13 protein-coding genes are annotated in these 16,201 nt (G+C 36.0%); 7 read left to right on the top strand and 6 right to left on the bottom strand.

Features of this window, described 5'->3' with window-relative positions; genetic code table 11:
• Positions 1 to 235: 235 nt before the first annotated feature.
• The gene (glyA, locus tag BM183_RS01350; RefSeq protein ID WP_091683851.1) at positions 236 to 1,474 is read left to right on the top strand and encodes a serine hydroxymethyltransferase; all 1,239 of its coding nucleotides are present in this window, start codon (positions 236 to 238) and stop codon (positions 1,472 to 1,474) included.
• A gap of 376 nt (positions 1,475 to 1,850) precedes the next feature.
• Here glyA and BM183_RS20645 read toward each other — a convergent pair whose 3' ends face one another.
• The 3 genes from BM183_RS20645 to BM183_RS01340 are packed head-to-tail and all read right to left on the bottom strand — an operon-like array spanning position 1,851 to position 3,587.
• Positions 1,851 to 2,021, bottom strand: coding sequence for a hypothetical protein (locus BM183_RS20645; RefSeq protein ID WP_170847853.1), 171 nt, complete (start codon positions 2,019 to 2,021; stop codon positions 1,851 to 1,853).
• A 24-nt stretch (positions 2,022 to 2,045) separates the two neighbouring features.
• The gene (locus BM183_RS01345; protein WP_091683849.1) at positions 2,046 to 2,681 is read right to left on the bottom strand and encodes a lactate utilization protein; all 636 of its coding nucleotides are present in this window, start codon (positions 2,679 to 2,681) and stop codon (positions 2,046 to 2,048) included.
• A gap of 21 nt (positions 2,682 to 2,702) precedes the next feature.
• Positions 2,703 to 3,587: a DegV family protein gene (locus BM183_RS01340; protein ID WP_091683847.1), complete on the bottom strand. Its 885-nt coding sequence runs from the start codon at positions 3,585 to 3,587 to the stop codon at positions 2,703 to 2,705.
• A 395-nt stretch (positions 3,588 to 3,982) separates the two neighbouring features.
• Between BM183_RS01340 and BM183_RS01335 the strand changes: the two genes are divergently transcribed.
• The 3 genes from BM183_RS01335 (at position 3,983) to BM183_RS01325 (ending at position 9,050) form a co-directional block, all read left to right on the top strand.
• Positions 3,983 to 6,094: a DNA topoisomerase gene (locus tag BM183_RS01335; protein WP_091683845.1), complete on the top strand. Its 2,112-nt coding sequence runs from the start codon at positions 3,983 to 3,985 to the stop codon at positions 6,092 to 6,094.
• A gap of 219 nt (positions 6,095 to 6,313) precedes the next feature.
• Positions 6,314 to 7,000, top strand: coding sequence for an acyltransferase (locus BM183_RS01330; RefSeq protein ID WP_091683843.1), 687 nt, complete (start codon positions 6,314 to 6,316; stop codon positions 6,998 to 7,000).
• A 100-nt stretch (positions 7,001 to 7,100) separates the two neighbouring features.
• On the top strand, positions 7,101 to 9,050 hold the full coding sequence (locus tag BM183_RS01325) for a fructose-1,6-bisphosphatase (protein WP_091683841.1): 1,950 nt from the start codon (positions 7,101 to 7,103) through the stop codon (positions 9,048 to 9,050).
• Positions 9,051 to 9,167: 117 nt separating this feature from the next.
• Here the strand turns inward: BM183_RS01325 and BM183_RS01320 are convergent, their stop codons facing one another.
• From BM183_RS01320 to BM183_RS01310, 3 genes are all read right to left on the bottom strand, one after another.
• Positions 9,168 to 9,506 carry a cupin domain-containing protein gene (locus BM183_RS01320; RefSeq protein ID WP_091683838.1) on the bottom strand — a complete coding sequence of 113 codons (339 nt, stop codon included), beginning with the start codon at positions 9,504 to 9,506 and terminating at the stop codon, positions 9,168 to 9,170.
• A gap of 89 nt (positions 9,507 to 9,595) precedes the next feature.
• On the bottom strand, positions 9,596 to 11,164 hold the full coding sequence (lsrK, locus tag BM183_RS01315) for an autoinducer-2 kinase (RefSeq protein WP_091683836.1): 1,569 nt from the start codon (positions 11,162 to 11,164) through the stop codon (positions 9,596 to 9,598).
• 86 nt (positions 11,165 to 11,250) lie between these two features.
• Complete coding sequence (locus BM183_RS01310) at positions 11,251 to 12,180, bottom strand: sugar-binding transcriptional regulator (protein WP_308742042.1); 930 nt, start codon at positions 12,178 to 12,180, stop codon at positions 11,251 to 11,253.
• Positions 12,181 to 12,604: 424 nt separating this feature from the next.
• On the opposite strand from BM183_RS01310, the gene BM183_RS01305 reads away from it, so the two are divergent.
• Genes BM183_RS01305 through BM183_RS01295 form a run of 3 tightly spaced genes read left to right on the top strand, consistent with a single transcriptional unit; the run spans position 12,605 to position 16,131 of the window.
• Positions 12,605 to 14,137 carry a sugar ABC transporter ATP-binding protein gene (locus BM183_RS01305; RefSeq protein ID WP_242960796.1) on the top strand — a complete coding sequence of 511 codons (1,533 nt, stop codon included), beginning with the start codon at positions 12,605 to 12,607 and terminating at the stop codon, positions 14,135 to 14,137.
• Entirely contained in the window at positions 14,121 to 15,134 is a 1,014-nt protein-coding gene (locus tag BM183_RS01300; protein WP_091683834.1) for an ABC transporter permease, read from the top strand. Before BM183_RS01305 ends, BM183_RS01300 begins: the two co-directional genes overlap by 17 nt.
• A complete protein-coding gene (locus BM183_RS01295) occupies positions 15,127 to 16,131 on the top strand; it encodes an ABC transporter permease (protein ID WP_091683832.1) in 1,005 nt (334 codons plus the stop codon). Before BM183_RS01300 ends, BM183_RS01295 begins: the two co-directional genes overlap by 8 nt.
• The last annotated feature ends 70 nt before the right edge of the window (positions 16,132 to 16,201 follow it).

Below are 16,201 nucleotides of genomic sequence, written 5' to 3'. Positions count from 1 at the left end.
AACATATTGATATTATGTTAAAAGATAAAATAAAAATACCAATAAATAATACAATAATGTATTATTTCTATTCATATTAATGAAACAAATTTTGGAAGTTAAAATTTGGTTTATATATTATGTATAGTGCATATTTATATATAAGGAATTCTTATTAAGCATACTGTGGAAATATAACTTTTAATATTCACTTTTATATGCTATAATACAACAAAAAGTCAGTGGAGGTAGAAAGATGTATTCGTTTGAAGATATTAAAACTTTTGATCCAGAGCTTGGGGAAGCTATGAAAAAGGAAATAGGAAGACAAAATGACCATATCGAATTAATTGCATCTGAGAACTTTGTAAGTAAGGCAGTTATGGCAGCTATGGGAAGCCCCTTAACGAATAAATATGCAGAGGGATATCCGGGAAAGAGATATTACGGCGGATGTGAATATGTTGATATTGCTGAAAATTTAGCTATCCAACGTGCCAAGAAATTATTTGGATGTACTTATGCAAATGTGCAGCCCCATTCTGGCGCCCAGGCTAATATGGCGGTATATTTTGCATTAGTAAAACCAGGTGAAACAGTACTGGGTATGAATTTAGCACATGGGGGACATTTAACACACGGCAGTCCGGTGAATATGTCAGGTACTTATTATAATATCGTTCCTTATGGTGTGAATGATGAAGGCTTTATTGATTATGATGAACTAAGAAGAATTGCCCATGAATGTAAACCAAAGATGATCATTGCCGGTGCCAGTGCTTATGGAAGAAAAATTGATTTTAAGAAATTCAGAGAAGTAGCTGATGAAGTTGGTGCCTTTCTAATGGTTGATATGGCACACATTGCAGGTTTGGTTGCAGCAGGCTATCATGAAAGTCCCATACCATACGCTCATGTGGTAACCACTACAACTCATAAAACATTAAGAGGACCAAGAGGCGGTATGATCCTGTCCAGTGAAGAATTTGCCACGGAACATAAGCTGAATAAATCCATCTTCCCAGGAATTCAAGGGGGCCCATTAATGCATGTAATTGCTGCAAAAGCAGTTTGTTTTAAAGAAGCATTGGATCCAGGCTTTAAAGATTATGCAGGAAGAATTATTGATAATGCACAGGCATTGTGCAAAGGTTTAATGGATAGAGGATTTAAAATTGTATCCGGTGGTACAGATAATCATCTTATGTTAGTAGATCTTACAAATAAAGATGTTACCGGAAAAGATGCAGAAAAACTATTGGAAGCTGCCAATATTACATGTAATAAAAATACTATTCCAAATGATCCGGCATCTCCAAATGTAACAAGCGGTATCAGACTTGGAACACCTGCTGTTACTACAAGAGGAATGAATACAGCGGATATGGATGTAATTGCAGAAGCAATTGCCCTGTTAATTGAAGATGTTGAGTCAAATAAAACGAAAGCAATGGAATTGGTTAAGACATTAACGGATAAATATCCATTGTATTAATAGAGATACTTTGTACTATCGTTTATACTGAGTTGTTGCATAACTTAGGTTATGCAACAACTTAATTTTGTGTAAAGCTGTTTTTCCTGTATTATTCGGTAACAACAATGTAAAATTCAAAGGGAAATCCCGTAGCTTCTTTTGTTAAAAAGTCTACGTTATATCCTATACCATCTTTGTAGAAGAACCCATTGGTCAATTCCATAATGGATTGGTAATCCCTTGCGAATAATTCATCATAACCTTCATGCTATTTTCAGAAACGTCCATTTACGATTCCCTTCTTTGAAATAAATGAAAAGACCTTCAAAAGCATGTATTAATACAGATTTTCCATACTTTAGAAGGTCCAGTCTCTTTAAAAGATAAGTATTATTTAGTCCAGTTCTCTATCTTTGTTCATAATTTTTAAATAACACATGGTTCCAAATACGATGCTTACAATCAGCACACCTGCAATGCAAACATATTTTACAATTTTGGTTACATCAATATTAAGAGATGAACCTGATTGCTCTACAAGAGCGTTGTTTTTTCCCTTACACATAAGAATCCTCCTTGCACAAATTTATTAATATCCAAGTTCTTCACCAACCAGTATTACCTTGATTCTTCCCGGAATTCTGGATTTTCTGGTTATTACAATCTGGCAACAAAGGCAGTCTTCTGTCAGGCAATTGGAACATCTGCCCAGTTCCGCACATGGCGTATGTTTATTCAAACGCACAGCATTTGGCGGTGTTGCCATATTTCTAACACGTTCAATACCAGTGTTTACATCGGTTACTATTTTATTCATACCGGCAACTATAATTACATTCTGAGGACCTGCAATAAGACAGGCGACCCGATTGCCGCTGCCATCAATATTAATCAGCTGACCATCCAAAGTAATGGCATTGGAGCTCATAAAGAAGTAATCACAAGTTACTATTTTGCCATACATAGCATCTCTTTCTTCCTGTGTTTTTGCAGAAGATCTGTCATATAGTATGTAATCGGAAGCTTCAAACTCTTGTATAAGCCCTATTTCTATTAAGGTTTCGGAGCCGCCCCAGGAAACGGAACAGCCTGGTGTTAAGAACCGTTTCGCCATCATTAGTGCTTCTTCTTTGTTTTCACAATAGTAACCTTCTATACCACGCAGATTGAATTTTTCTATAAGACTGTCAGCTAAGTTCTCATAGTTTTGTTTCTTCGGTAACATGAACACTCCTCCTACTATTTTTTAGGCATTATATTTTTTAACAAAACATACTCCTACAGCGCCAGGTCCGGTATTTGTTCCAATGGTTACACCAATTTGAAAGATAGGGTAGGTAACTTTACGGCCGATTAATTCTTCTAGTAGTCCTTGTACATAAAGGGTATCTTCTTCTGTTGTGGCATTAGCAAGACAAAAATCATAATCCTCATACTTTTCGCCAGTCTCTTTAAAATACTCTTCTGTCATGAACAATATTTTTTGAAGTGCTTTCTTGCGTCCTCTTATATTGGAGTAGGGAATTAATTCGCCGTCATGTAACTGAATCATTGGTTTTATATTTAACAGGGTCCCGGCTAGAGAGGCTACTTTGCCTATCCGCCCGCCTTTGGCCAGATATTCTAAGGTATCAACGGTAAACATGATTCTTGAAGTGTCTTTTATTTCATGAAAACGCTTTACGGTATCCTCAATAGAGTAACCGGCATTTCTCATATAAGCTAATTGAAGCAATACAATGCCTTGACCGGCAGTTGCCTGAATGGAGTCTAATATATGGATTTTAGCTTCCGGATATTTTTCTTCTAAAATTGATTTTGCATTTACAGCAGATTGATAAGATCCGCTGAATTTTTGTGTCAGGCATAGACACAGCACATCATGACCTCTTTGAATGGCCGGTTCAAAATGATTTATATAATCTTGAACGGAAGGCAATGAAGTTTTTGGAAACACATTCTGAGAGGTTAATATATTGTAAAATTTTTCATTACTTATTTCTGTATTTTCTTTAAAATAATTTTCCTGATCAAATGTGACATAAAAAGGGACTAATGTAATGTTTTGTTCTTTAATTAATTCTTGGGGTGCATCGCAAGATGAGTCGCTAAATAATTCGAATTCACTCATACTGAACTCCTTATCGTATTATATTTACAATAATTATATACAATATAGCGAAAAAAGTACAGTAAAATATACTATTAGTCATGTATCACTTTCTTAAATCCCTATTGTTCAGAAAGATTTATTACTCTATTTTAATAAATGGAGCACTTTTAAAAACGAAAGAGTTATGCTATGATATAAGGAGTAAATTATTAGAGAATTAGGTGAAAAAATAAAAAGCGATTTTTAATATCCTGGCTTTATGTGTGCTAAAGCCCTCAGATGGAAATTTGGATGAAAAAGCAATGTTTTTTAACCGGTAATTTGTGCTGGTTCGCACAAATTACTTTATCCAAAGTGCTAAAGCACCAGAATCCAGGTTAAAATGAAAGTTAAGAGAAAGTTGGATAAGATACATGTCTAAAAGTTTATACATCTCGGAAAAACCCAGTGTAGCACAGGAATTTGCCAAGGCACTTAAGGATAATTTTAAGAAACAGGATGGATATATGGAATCGGATACATCAATTGTAACCTGGTGTGTAGGTCATCTTGTAACTATGAGCTATCCGGAAAGTTATGACCCTGCTTTAAAAAAGTGGACGGTAGAAACCCTGCCTTTTCTGCCAAAAACCTTTCGCTACGAAGTGATTCCCAATGTAAGCAAACAATTTAATATAGTGAAAGCCTTATTAAACCGACCTGATGTGGATCGTATATATGTGTGTACTGACTCAGGAAGAGAAGGAGAATATATCTACCGATTGGTGGATCAGATGGCAGGAGTACCTGCAGATAAAGATAAAAGGCGTGTATGGATTGACTCTCAGACAGAAGAAGAGATTTTAAGAGGAATCAGGGAAGCAAAGCCTTTAAATGCTTATGATAATTTATCGGATGCTGCTTATTTACGGGCAAAAGAAGATTATCTGATGGGAATTAATTTTTCCCGGATACTGACTTTAAAATACGGTTATAACATTAATAATTATTTAGGAAACGGTAAACGTTCTGCTATTTCAGTAGGCCGTGTTATGACTTGTGTTCTGGGAATGGTAGTTAGAAGAGAGCGGGAAATACGGGCATTTGTTAAAACTCCCTTTTATAGGGTTTTAAGTACTTTGGATGCTTCCGGCAGAACTTTTGATGGTGAATTCAGAGCAATAGAAGGTTCTAAATACTTTAACTCCCCCTTATTATATAAGGAGAATGGGTTCAAAGAGCGTAAAGATGCAGAAGAGTTAATCAGGCAGCTGATTAATAGAGAACCAAATCTAATAGAACAAAATGAAAACGGGAAAACAAGTTTAACAGACACAATTTCAGAAGAAGAACAGCTTCAAGCAGAAATTGTCAGTATAGAAAAGAAAAAGGAGAATAAGAATCCTCCTTTGCTTTATAATCTTGCCGAACTTCAAAATGAATGTTCCAAATTATTTAAAATCAGCCCCGATGAAACCTTAAAAATTACACAGGAGCTTTATGAGAAGAAGCTGGTTACTTACCCAAGAACAGATGCCAGGGTATTATCTACCGCAGTAAGTAAAGAAATACATAAAAATATCGGAGGATTGCGGGGATACATTCATGGAAAGGAATATGCTGCTGAGATTCTTGAGAAAGGCACTTATAAAAATATTGCCAAGACCAGATATGTAAACGATAAGCAAATAACCGATCATTATGCCATTATACCTACAGGACAGGGATTTAATAATTTAAACACGTTATCAGCAACCAGTGGGAAAGTCTATGAAACTATCGTTCGCAGATTTTTAAGCATATTCTATCCTCCGGCAGTTTATCAAAAGATCAGTTTGACTACTAAAATAAAAAGTGAATGTTTTTTCTCCTCCTTTAAAGTATTGGTGGATGAAGGGTATTTGAAAGTGATAAACCATTCCTTTAAAAAGAATAATTCCAGTGATGCGAATCAAAAGACTTCTAAGGAGAATACAGAAAATAAAGACAATCAGGGAGAAGAAGAGGAAGAAAGTTTTGATACAGGTTTCTTTGAAGTTATTAAGGGACTGAAAAAAGGTATGCTCTTATCCCTGAAAGCTATGACTATAAAGGAAGGGGAAACAGCCCCGCCAAAACGCTATAATTCCGGTTCTTTAATACTGGCCATGGAGAATGCGGGCCAGCTTATAGAAGATGAGGAATTACGTGCACAAATTAAGGGAAGCGGCATTGGTACCAGTGCAACACGTGCGGAGATTCTGAATAAATTAATGAAAATTGATTATTTGAATCTGAATAAGAAAACCCAGATAGTTACCCCCACCCAGTTAGGAGAAATGATCTATGATGTGGTGAACTGCTCTATCAAGTCCTTATTGAATGCGGAATTAACAGCAAGCTGGGAAAAGGGACTGACTTATGTTGCGGAAGGCAGCATTACCAATGAAGAATACATGGAGAAGCTGGAAGGTTTCGTAAGTCGAATGACTAATGGAGTGAAAGGATTAAATAATCAGAGTATATTATTGCAATATTTTAATGAAACAGCGAAAAACTATAAATAAACTGGTCGATTGAATTTCCTGATACATCTAAGCCTGCTTTGTAATTTTGGTTATGAAAATTAAGTATTGAGATACTGTTTTCTGATGTAAAATCTGAGAGCTGATTTATTATTAAATTTCACATATATCAGGTGGTGCCAGACACCACCTGATATTTTGTTGACAGTTTAAAGGTTTGCGAATATTATATAAATATAAAAATGCAGGAAGGTAAAAAATATGTATAATGATATGCAAATTAGTAATATGTATGATACCACCCAAACAATAGCAAAAGAAATATTTAATGGAGTTACATATCCCTGGGAGGTTTTATCAAAGATCGGAGAGTTCATAATATCTCTTGGCAATCAGCTTTCGGAGGAAGAATATGATAAAGCAGGGGAGAATATATGGATTGCAAAAACAGCTAAAGTGGCGCCAACTGCTTATATTAACGGACCTGCCATTATTGGAAAAGATGCTGAGATACGTCATTGTGCATTTATACGGGGCAATGCCATTATCGGCGAAGGAGCGGTTGTAGGTAACTCTACAGAACTAAAGAATGTAATTCTATTTAATAAAGTACAGGTACCACATTATAATTATGTTGGAGATTCCATCTTAGGATACAAAGCACATATGGGGGCAGGCGCCATTACATCTAATGTTAAATCAGACAAAACATTAGTGACTATAAATTATAAGGGTGAAAAGATAAAAACCGGATTAAAAAAAATGGGAGCTATGCTTGGAGACAATGTAGAAGTAGGCTGTAATAGTGTGTTGAATCCGGGCACCGTGGTAGGAAAGTGCGCACATGTATATCCTTTATCCATGGTAAGAGGCTATGTTCCTGAAAAAAGCATATATAAGAAGCAGGGAGAGATTGTTTCCATTAATGAAAACTTCCTTTTGGGGTAGTAAGAATAAAAATTGTAGATAACTTACATAAAAGCTGACGAAGTAAAATAAGAAACCTAAAATATTAAAATACGCAAGGCGTAAAGATGGGAGTATTTGTATGTTTGATCAAAAATATCTGGAGTTACTGTCCGTTGAGTATCCCACCATTGGCTCTGCAGCCAGTGAGATCATCAACCTAAAGGCAATTCAGTGCTTGCCAAAGGGGACAGAATATTTCTTTAGTGACCTTCACGGAGAATACGAACCTTTTTTACATTTGCTTAAAAGTGCATCCGGTATGATAAGAGCAAAGATTGATAATATATTTGAGAATTCCATATCTGATGAAGAATGCAGTCAATTAGCTACATTAATTTACTATCCGGAAGAAGAGATTGAGAATATCAAGTGTCAAACGGATAATTTTGAAGACTGGTGTAAAGTGACTATGTACCGTTTGGTGCAAGTCTGTAAAGAAGTATCAAGAAAATATACCAGATCAAAAGTAAGAAAAAAGATGCCGGCTGATTTTGCCTATATCATTGATGAATTATTGCATGGCGATCATCTGGATATAAATAAGAAAAGCTATTACAGTAAAATTATACATTCCATTATTGATGCAGGAATGGCTGAAAAATTCATATGTAAAATCTGTGTTCTGATACAGCATCTTAGTATTGACAACCTGCATATTATTGGTGATGTATACGACAGAGGTCCCCGGCCTGACATTATTATGAATGAATTAATTAACTTTCATGATGTGGATATTGAATGGGGAAATCATGATATATCCTGGATGGGAGCAGCATCGGGAAATTTAGCCTGCATAGCTAACGTAATTCGAATGGGAGTCAGTTACAATACCTTTGATTTATTGGAAGACGGTTATGGTATTAATTTAAGAGCGCTTTCTATTTTCGCGCTGGAGACTTATAAAGAGGATCCTTGTGAAAGATTTTTACCTCATATTCTGGACGAAAATAAATATGATTATGTTGATGTACAACTGGCGGCGAAAATGCATAAAGCCATTACGGTTATTCAGTTTAAATTAGAGGGTCAGTTAATAAAAGAGCATCCGGAATACGGAATGGATGAAAGAAATGTATTGGAAAAAATTAATTATGAAAACGGAACCATTGAGTTAAATGGCAGCACCTATGAGTTGGTAGATAAAAATTTTCCTACCATATCTCCTGAAGCGCCGTTGAAGTTAACGGATGAAGAAGAAGTTTTGATCCGTACCCTTGCAGCCTCTTTTTCCCGCAGCAGATTATTGGAAAAACATGTAAAATTCCTTTATTCTAATGGAGGGGTTTATAAGTGCATTAATAATAACCTGTTATATCACGGATGTATACCTATGGAAAACAACGGAACATTTGCGCGGGTTAAAATCGGTGAGAAATTCTATAAAGGAAAAGAATATTTAGATTATATAACCCAATTAGCTTACAATGCTTATAATCTTCCTCTGAATTCACCGGATAAGAAAGAGGCAACTGACTTTATGTGGTATCTGTGGTGCGGTCCAAAGTCTCCTTTGTTTGGGAAAAGTAAAATGGCGGCTTTTGAGAATTATTTCATTCTTGAAAAAGAACCTTCGGAAGAAAACTTGGATCCCTATTACAGAGTGAGTTTAGATGAAGATGTCTGTAATATGATATTGGAAGAATTCGGACTTGATTCAAAATCAGGGCATATTATTAACGGCCATGTACCTGTTAAAATTATAAAAGGTGAAAAGCCTGTAAAGGCAAACGGAAAATTATTCTTTATTGATGGTGGAATATCCAAAGCTTATCAGCCAAAAACAGGAATTGCCGGATATACTTTAATATATAATTCCAAGCAGTTAAGTTTGGCGGAACATAAACCTTTTCAAAATGATCAGAACGGGATCATCAGAGACAATACCCCTAAGATTATGTCTGTAGAGATAATGAAAGAGCGGGTTACAGTGGCAAAAACTGATGTGGGGAAAAGGATTGCAGAAAAGATTGAAAGCCTAGAAGAATTATTAAAAGCGTATAAAGACGGAACTATTAAGGAAAAAAATTAGTACCAATTTTGGTACATATTTCAACAGGTGTAAAAGGGACGGCTGCATATTAAATTATTATCTGTGACAGGAATAATTTATATGCAGCCGCCCCTTTAAAAGGTTTTTTATGAAGGTCTAATCAATTTCTACTTTATCTGCATCCATATAAGGTGCAAGAGTAGATATCATTTTGACAACAGAATTGGAGTTATTAACTACATAATGAACCTCATTAGGCTCAATATGTATTAACTGCCCTTTTTTCACCGTATGCTTTACACCATCCACAAAGATATCAACTTCTCCCTCTAATATAAAAAAGTTTTCTTCCATTACATTGTGGTAATGTGCTTTAAAATCCTGACCGGCCTGAAATTGCACAACTGCAAAATTCGAACGTGGCCCTTTCATCAAATATTTTGGTCCGCTATCACCAAAGCGGTATTCCCTATCTTTTTCATCAATAATAAACATTTATTCTCCTCCTTCAATTAGATACAACTAGAATTCCCGGTATGAAAGTTTAATTTTTAGTTGGGAATCTGGTTTGATTTTTATGTCTGTTATACTCCCGGAGCATTCCACATATGCTTAGTTAACTTTCTGTCACTAAGAGAAAGCTGCGCAGAATATATTTCCCTCCAGTTCGTATACAAATGATTGTATATTGCATGATTTTCCTCATTAGGATGATATGTATTCTCTATTTTAACGATTCTTTTGGCTGCGGTTTCCACATCTTCATAAATTCCAACACCAATGCCTGCTAATATAGCCGCTCCAAGGGCAGTGGCTTCCTTTACTTTCGGAACATGTACCGGCAAGCCTAAAACATCAGCCACGATCTGACACCATAAGGTGCTTTTAGAAGCACCGGATGCAAAGATGATTTCAGATGGTTTCACTCCGGTAAGCTGGGATACTAAATCCATGTTGCCTTTTGTCACCATTGCAGCATTCTCCATAATTGCCCGGTAAAAAGTGAAACGGTTGAATTTTTCAGGATTTATCTGAAAATTGGTAAATCCAGGTGCAGCATGTTTCCAACATATGTAATTCATAACATCTGAAAAGGTACATAGCATACCATAAGAACCTGCCGGAATCTTTACTGCCTCTTCATTCATAAATTCATAAGCATCTTTTCCGGTTTCTAAAGCTTTTTGTTTTTCTAACTGGCAAAATCCATCTCTGTACCAACGCATAATCAAGCCCGGATAAAAGGCTAAGGCCTCATATTGCCAGAGCCTGGGTATTGCATGACAATTAACCCTTACACGGCACTGGTCATCTGTTTTTACATTATCAGTATTAAATTCATATTGCCAGAAACTTCCCCCGAAAACAGCAGCTTGGTTTGGTGACACAACACCTACTCCAATACTGCCAAGTTGCGCATCTCCGCCACCGGCAACTACAGGAATCCCTTCCGTTAATCCGGTTTCAGCAGCAGCCTCCTTAGTTACATAAGCTACAATGGAGCTGCTTTCGTAAACTTTAGGGAAAATATCTGTTCGCAAACCGCATTTTTCAGCAATGGATGTATCCCACATTCTGCTTTTCAAATCAAAAATACCAGTTGTACAACCATTACTGGGCTCTGCAGATAAAACTCCTGTCAGTTTAAAAATCAACCAATCATTGAACATTGTTACCGTAGCAGTTTTCTCATAAATCTCAGGCATCTTGTTCTTGACCCAAAGGATACGGGGAAGAGCACCCAGTGCGAATGTCTGGCCGGATACTTTATAAATATCCTGCTCTAAAGCAGAGGATTTATTGATTAATTCAATAACTTCATCATTAGAACGGGCATCTACATTAGCACATGCCCATATTTCATTTCCGTCCTTGTCATATAAAACAATGCCTTCTCTCATACAAGTTGTGGATATGGCTGCAATGTCCTGAGGATGAATGCCCCATTGCCCAATCGCTTCTTTGATACAGGAGGAAGTAAGCTGCCAATTGTAAACCCAGTCAAAATCCATAGAACCCGGAAAACGGGGATCTTCTTTATGTTCCCATTCTCTGGCGGATACAGCTACTTGATTACCATCCGTATCAAATATTACCGCCCTGACACTTCCTGTACCGGCGTCAATGGCCATTAAATATTTGCTACTACCCATATATATACCTCCTAATCATAATTAACATTATATTTAACAGATTTATAATTTGTCAGAATTACAAGAATCACGTTTTCCCCAAGTTGTTAATTTTGTTCTATTAAGTTTCGAGCAGTATCTTCATCTGTAATAAGTACATCTATATAACCGCCCTTTAATGCGGCTCTGATTGCGGGTATTTTATTTTCTCCTGCCGCAACGCCTATTACATTATCAAGTTCCTTTATGGTAGGTAATGATGTGCTGATTAATCGGGATTCATATTCGTTTTCTATCAGGTTTCCATCCTTATCTATGAAATGAGAAAGTATGTCACCTACAGCTCCCTTCATGCTCAATAAAAGGAAATCATTCTGGCTTAGTATGCCGGATTTAATAATAGTTGCATTATCATTCATTGCACCAATTCCTACGATTGTCATACTTGCCAACTTTGTCATATTTGAAATTTCTTGTATGGAAGTCTCATTCTTAATGGCTTCGGCCATTTCTTGCGATGAAGCAATTAAGGGCGATGGCATTAAATAAAGTTTAGCGCTGAATATATTAGATTGGGCATTTGGTAAATAGTAGTGTACTCCTCCTGTTAAGGATACATAGGATACAGCGCAGTCCACATTGGATGCTAAATGATTTAAAGTTCTTGATGGTGTATCCCCATAACCGAAGTTAATAAAGCAATTGTCGGTTATTCGATTACCTATATACATAGCGGCACCTTTTGCTATGGTCTCATTGATTTCGTCTTTATTTGGATTTGTTGGTACTATATAAGTATCTTTTAAATTAAATTTTTGGACTAATTCACGCTCTAAATTTAATCTTTTACTTTGATTGGAACGTATTTGAAATTGTACAATACCGGTTTTCCTGGCTTTTTCTAAAAGCTTAATAACCCTCATACGGGACATGCCCAGATGTTCTGCAATGTTTTGCTGGGTCATATCTTCCATGTAATAATACCAAGCGACCTTGGCCATTAGTATTTCTTCGAATTCTTTTTCCATTTTATCCATATAGAATCTCCCACTACTTATTTAGTTATAAAAAAGTAACTTGAAACAAATTTACAATATCAAAAGTTATGATGCTAAACATTTGATAACTTACAAATACAGTATATCAGTATGCAAATAAAATGTCAATAATAAACTATAAACATTAAAAACAAAATAACAGTAAAAGTTCCCGCTATGAGAAAAAGTGTTATTTAATTTGTATAACATAATATAAGAAGGGATTGCGGCAATTATTAATAATCACAATAAACATTGATGTTATTTCAAAATTATTAATCAAAAATGTTATATTATATATTGACAATGGATTTAAAATGGATTATTATTGAGACGTAATAGCAAACAAAATATACATAGCCAAACAAATGTAACGGTTTTTTAATGTATAAATTGTTTTAGCAAGTAGATAGGAGGAGGCAAAATGGGAACAATTGGGGAACCACCTATTAGCAATGGGATGATATCAATCCGGGGTATTTGTAAATGCTTTTCTTCCAATTCCGTGTTAAAAGGAATTGATTTAGATGTTCATTCAGGAGAAGTAATAGCCTTAATTGGTGGAAATGGAGCAGGAAAAAGCACGTTGATGAAGATTATTATGGGAATTTATCAACCGGATGGGGGAACTATTTACCTTAACGGTGAAAAAGTAAATATGTCAAAACCTTCTGTTGCTTTAGCCCATGGCATTTATTTAGTACCTCAGGAACCAATGTTATTTCCAAATATGTCAGTAGAAGAAAATATTGCCATAGGGTTTACTGATAAAAAGAAAGAATTACATACCAGAATTGTGGATATTATGAGTCAGCTAGGATGGGAGATCAGATTGGACAGAAAAGCCAATACATTATCCATTGCAGAACAGCAGCTGGTTGAAATAGTAAGAGGATTGTTACGAAATGCAAATATTCTTATATTAGACGAACCTACTTCATCGTTAACTTTTAATGAAATAAAATCTTTATTCCAATTAATTGAAGACTTAAAGAAAAAGGGAATATGCATATTTTACATAACCCATCGGCTTACAGAAGTTTTTGAGATAGCTACCCATGTTGCTATTATGCGGGATGGAATGATTACCCTAAAGGGACTGGTTACTAATTTTACCAAAGAGGATTTAATAAAAGGCTTGCTTCCTTCTGAGGCTAAGATTAAGAATACTGAAAAATCAGAAGATGAGATAGAATATTCGAAGTTAGAACCGGTACTTGAGGTAAAAAGTTTAAGCGGATATGGATTCAGGGATATCGACTTAGAAGTTTATCCCGGTGAAATTCTAGGGGTAGCCGGTGTAGTAGGTGCAGGCAGAACAGAATTTGCCACCACGGTCTTTGGAATGGACGAAGTGAAATCCGGTAATGTACTTTTAGATGGTAAAGATATAACAGGTCTTTCCACCAGGCAGGTGTTAGATAAAGGATTAAATTATGTTCCGGAGGACAGATATCTGAATGGAATATTTAAAACCGGAGAAGTTGGAATTAATATATCTTCTGCCTTTCTTAGAAATAGCAGTAAGTTCTTTCTAAATACCAATGCAGAAAAGAATTTAGCAGATAAATATATAAAGGATTTTAGAATAAAAGTAACCGGACAGGATCAAATTATGGGTTCGCTATCCGGTGGTAACCAGCAAAAAGCGGTTATAGCAAGAGTGCTTTCAACATCACCAAAGGTTGTAATACTGGATGAACCTACAAGAGGTATTGATGCAGGTGCCAGATGTGATGTATATGCAATCATTAATCAATTAAAGAAACAAGGAGTGGCAGTATTATTAATTTCTTCTGATTTTGAAGAAATTGTTGAACTAAGTGACCGGGTGGTTACTATGTATCAGGGAAGAATTAACCATCGGTTTAATAAGAAAAAGATTACTTTGGATAATCTGACTGCTGCTTCATTTGGAGTATACGAGGAGGGTAACGATCATGAAATTGGTGAATAGGATTTTTAAAGCCAGAGAAATTTCCTCCCTCGCGTTTCTAATTGCTATGTTTTTAATTGTTGGAGCAGTGAATCCGGCATTTTTACAAACGAAGAATCTTTTCTTAACCTTTAACGGCAGTGTTGTTTATATTCTTATGGCTGTGGGTATTGCATTTGTAATACTCAGCGGTGAGATTGATGTTTCCATTGGTGCCACTTTAGGATTATCTGCGGCAGTATCTGCAACTCTATTAAGAAACGGAAGTTCATGGGGAATAGCAATTGCTGCAGCTGTAGCAGTGGGAGTAATAATAGGTGTCATAAATGGAATAGGCGTTACGGTATTTAAAGTTCCTTCTATTATAATGACTTTGGGTGTAAATGGTGTGGTCAGAGGGTCTATATATGTGTATACCAACGGAAAATGGGTGGAAAATGTTCCATTTGATTTTAAATCATTATCACAAGCTACTTTTATGGGAACTTTAACTTATTTTCTGTTGGGGGTTATAGTTTTAACAGCAGTAGTACATCTGATACTTTCTAAGACGAAAAGAGGAAAATATTTTGCGGCGGTGGGAGATAATGTGTCAGGAGCAACTTTAATTGGAATTCCTGTTGAAGGAACCAAAGTAGCTGCCTACATAACAAGCGGAATATTTGCCGCTTTAGCAGGTCTTATGTATGTGAGCCGGGTTGGTTTTGTAACACCTACTGCAGGGAACGGATATGAAATGAAAGCAATTGCAGCATGTGTGTTAGGAGGTATTAGCTTAACAGGAGGGGTAGGAACGGTAATTGGCGCAGCAATAGGGTCTGTTATTATGTCATCTATTAGCCGTGTATTAGTATTTTTACAATTTTCATCAGACTATGATAATACAATAACAGGTATATTGCTTATTGTGATTGTAGTTGCAGACTCCTTAATTCAGAGACGCTTAGCTGAAAAGGCCCGAAGGAAACGACTATCAGCAAGAACTTTAGAAGAGGTGGGAGGTGGAAGCAATGAATAAAAAAGTATGGAAGAATAAATTGTTTCGTTGGGAGAGTGCACTGGTTTTAATACTGCTCACGGAAATTATCATATTTGGTTTGCTGAATCCAAAGTTTTTGCAGGCAAAAGTTTTACTTGGAAGTATTAACGACTTTATATCCATATGTATTATATCTTTATTTGTTACTTTTGTACTGATAACAGGGGGAATGGATATTCAAGCCGGCTCTATCGTTGGATTAACCTCTATCACCCTGGGGGTATTGTGGCAGGATGCAGGATTAAATATATGGGCAGCTGTATTTGTTGCAATCTTATTAGGAGGACTTTGCGGTGCAATAAGCGGGTTTTTGGTAGCTTTTACCGGAGTTCAGGCTATGGTTGTTACACTAGGAGGGCAGTTCTTATATTCGGGATTAGCCCTTGCAGTAGTAAACTTATCCTCCTCAAGTGCTTTTGAAGGGATAAGCGGATTCCCAAGTTCCTTTATTAAATTAGCTTCCGGTAGCATACTTGGAATACCCAATCAGGTTATTATTTTTATAGTTCTAATTGTGCTTAGTTATGTTCTTTTACATAAAACGAAGTATGGCAGGTATGTATTTTTATGCGGAATTAATAGAAATGCCGCCATATATTCCGGTATTAAAACCAAATTAATTATTATGAGTACCTACATTTTATCCGGTATGAGTGCTTCAGCAGCAGGTATTGTATTAACAAGTTATCTTGGATCTGCAAGGGCTGATTTAGGTAAAGAATTAACCCTTCCAATTATAACTGCCGTTGTTCTTGGCGGAACCTCCAATTTAGGAGGAAAAGGAGGAGTTATCGGAACCGCTTTGGCGGCTATTGTAATTGGTATTATGAGATTTGGTTTAGTTATGGCAGGTTTACCTACACAATATTTGGACATTCCCATTGGATTACTGTTAGTAGTGGCAGTTGCTGCCAGAACGATTTCCTGTAATCAGGGGTTAATGAGAAAGGTGAATAAATTATTGAAAAGGGCATAGTATGATGCCATGGTGCTAAAGCACCGGAACCTGGGTTATTATATTTTTATAATAATAAAAACTATATTAT

It is taken from the genome of Anaerocolumna aminovalerica (genome assembly GCF_900115365.1).
GTDB classification, from domain to species: Bacteria; Bacillota; Clostridia; order Lachnospirales; family Lachnospiraceae; genus Anaerocolumna; species Anaerocolumna aminovalerica.
The sequence above is the reverse complement of the archived record's forward strand: the minus strand, read 5'-3'. Positions and strand labels throughout refer to the sequence as shown.

Bases quoted from the DNA above. Each gene is read 5' to 3' on its own strand.
- BM183_RS01295 (WP_091683832.1), top strand. From the start codon at position 15,127: ATGAATAAAAAAGTATGGAAGAATAAATTGTTTCGTTGGGAGAGTGCA.
- BM183_RS01325 (WP_091683841.1), top strand. From the start codon at position 7,101: ATGTTTGATCAAAAATATCTGGAGTTACTGTCCGTTGAGTATCCCACC.
- BM183_RS01320 (WP_091683838.1), bottom strand. From the start codon at position 9,506: ATGTTTATTATTGATGAAAAAGATAGGGAATACCGCTTTGGTGATAGC.
- BM183_RS01345 (WP_091683849.1), bottom strand. From the start codon at position 2,681: ATGTTACCGAAGAAACAAAACTATGAGAACTTAGCTGACAGTCTTATA.
- BM183_RS01305 (WP_242960796.1), top strand. From the start codon at position 12,605: ATGGGAACAATTGGGGAACCACCTATTAGCAATGGGATGATATCAATC.
- BM183_RS01310 (WP_308742042.1), bottom strand. From the start codon at position 12,180: ATGGATAAAATGGAAAAAGAATTCGAAGAAATACTAATGGCCAAGGTC.
- BM183_RS01330 (WP_091683843.1), top strand. From the start codon at position 6,314: ATGTATAATGATATGCAAATTAGTAATATGTATGATACCACCCAAACA.
- BM183_RS01335 (WP_091683845.1), top strand. From the start codon at position 3,983: ATGTCTAAAAGTTTATACATCTCGGAAAAACCCAGTGTAGCACAGGAA.
- BM183_RS20645 (WP_170847853.1), bottom strand. From the start codon at position 2,021: ATGTGTAAGGGAAAAAACAACGCTCTTGTAGAGCAATCAGGTTCATCT.
- lsrK (WP_091683836.1), bottom strand. From the start codon at position 11,164: ATGGGTAGTAGCAAATATTTAATGGCCATTGACGCCGGTACAGGAAGT.
- BM183_RS01340 (WP_091683847.1), bottom strand. From the start codon at position 3,587: ATGAGTGAATTCGAATTATTTAGCGACTCATCTTGCGATGCACCCCAA.
- glyA (WP_091683851.1), top strand. From the start codon at position 236: ATGTATTCGTTTGAAGATATTAAAACTTTTGATCCAGAGCTTGGGGAA.
- BM183_RS01300 (WP_091683834.1), top strand. From the start codon at position 14,121: ATGAAATTGGTGAATAGGATTTTTAAAGCCAGAGAAATTTCCTCCCTC.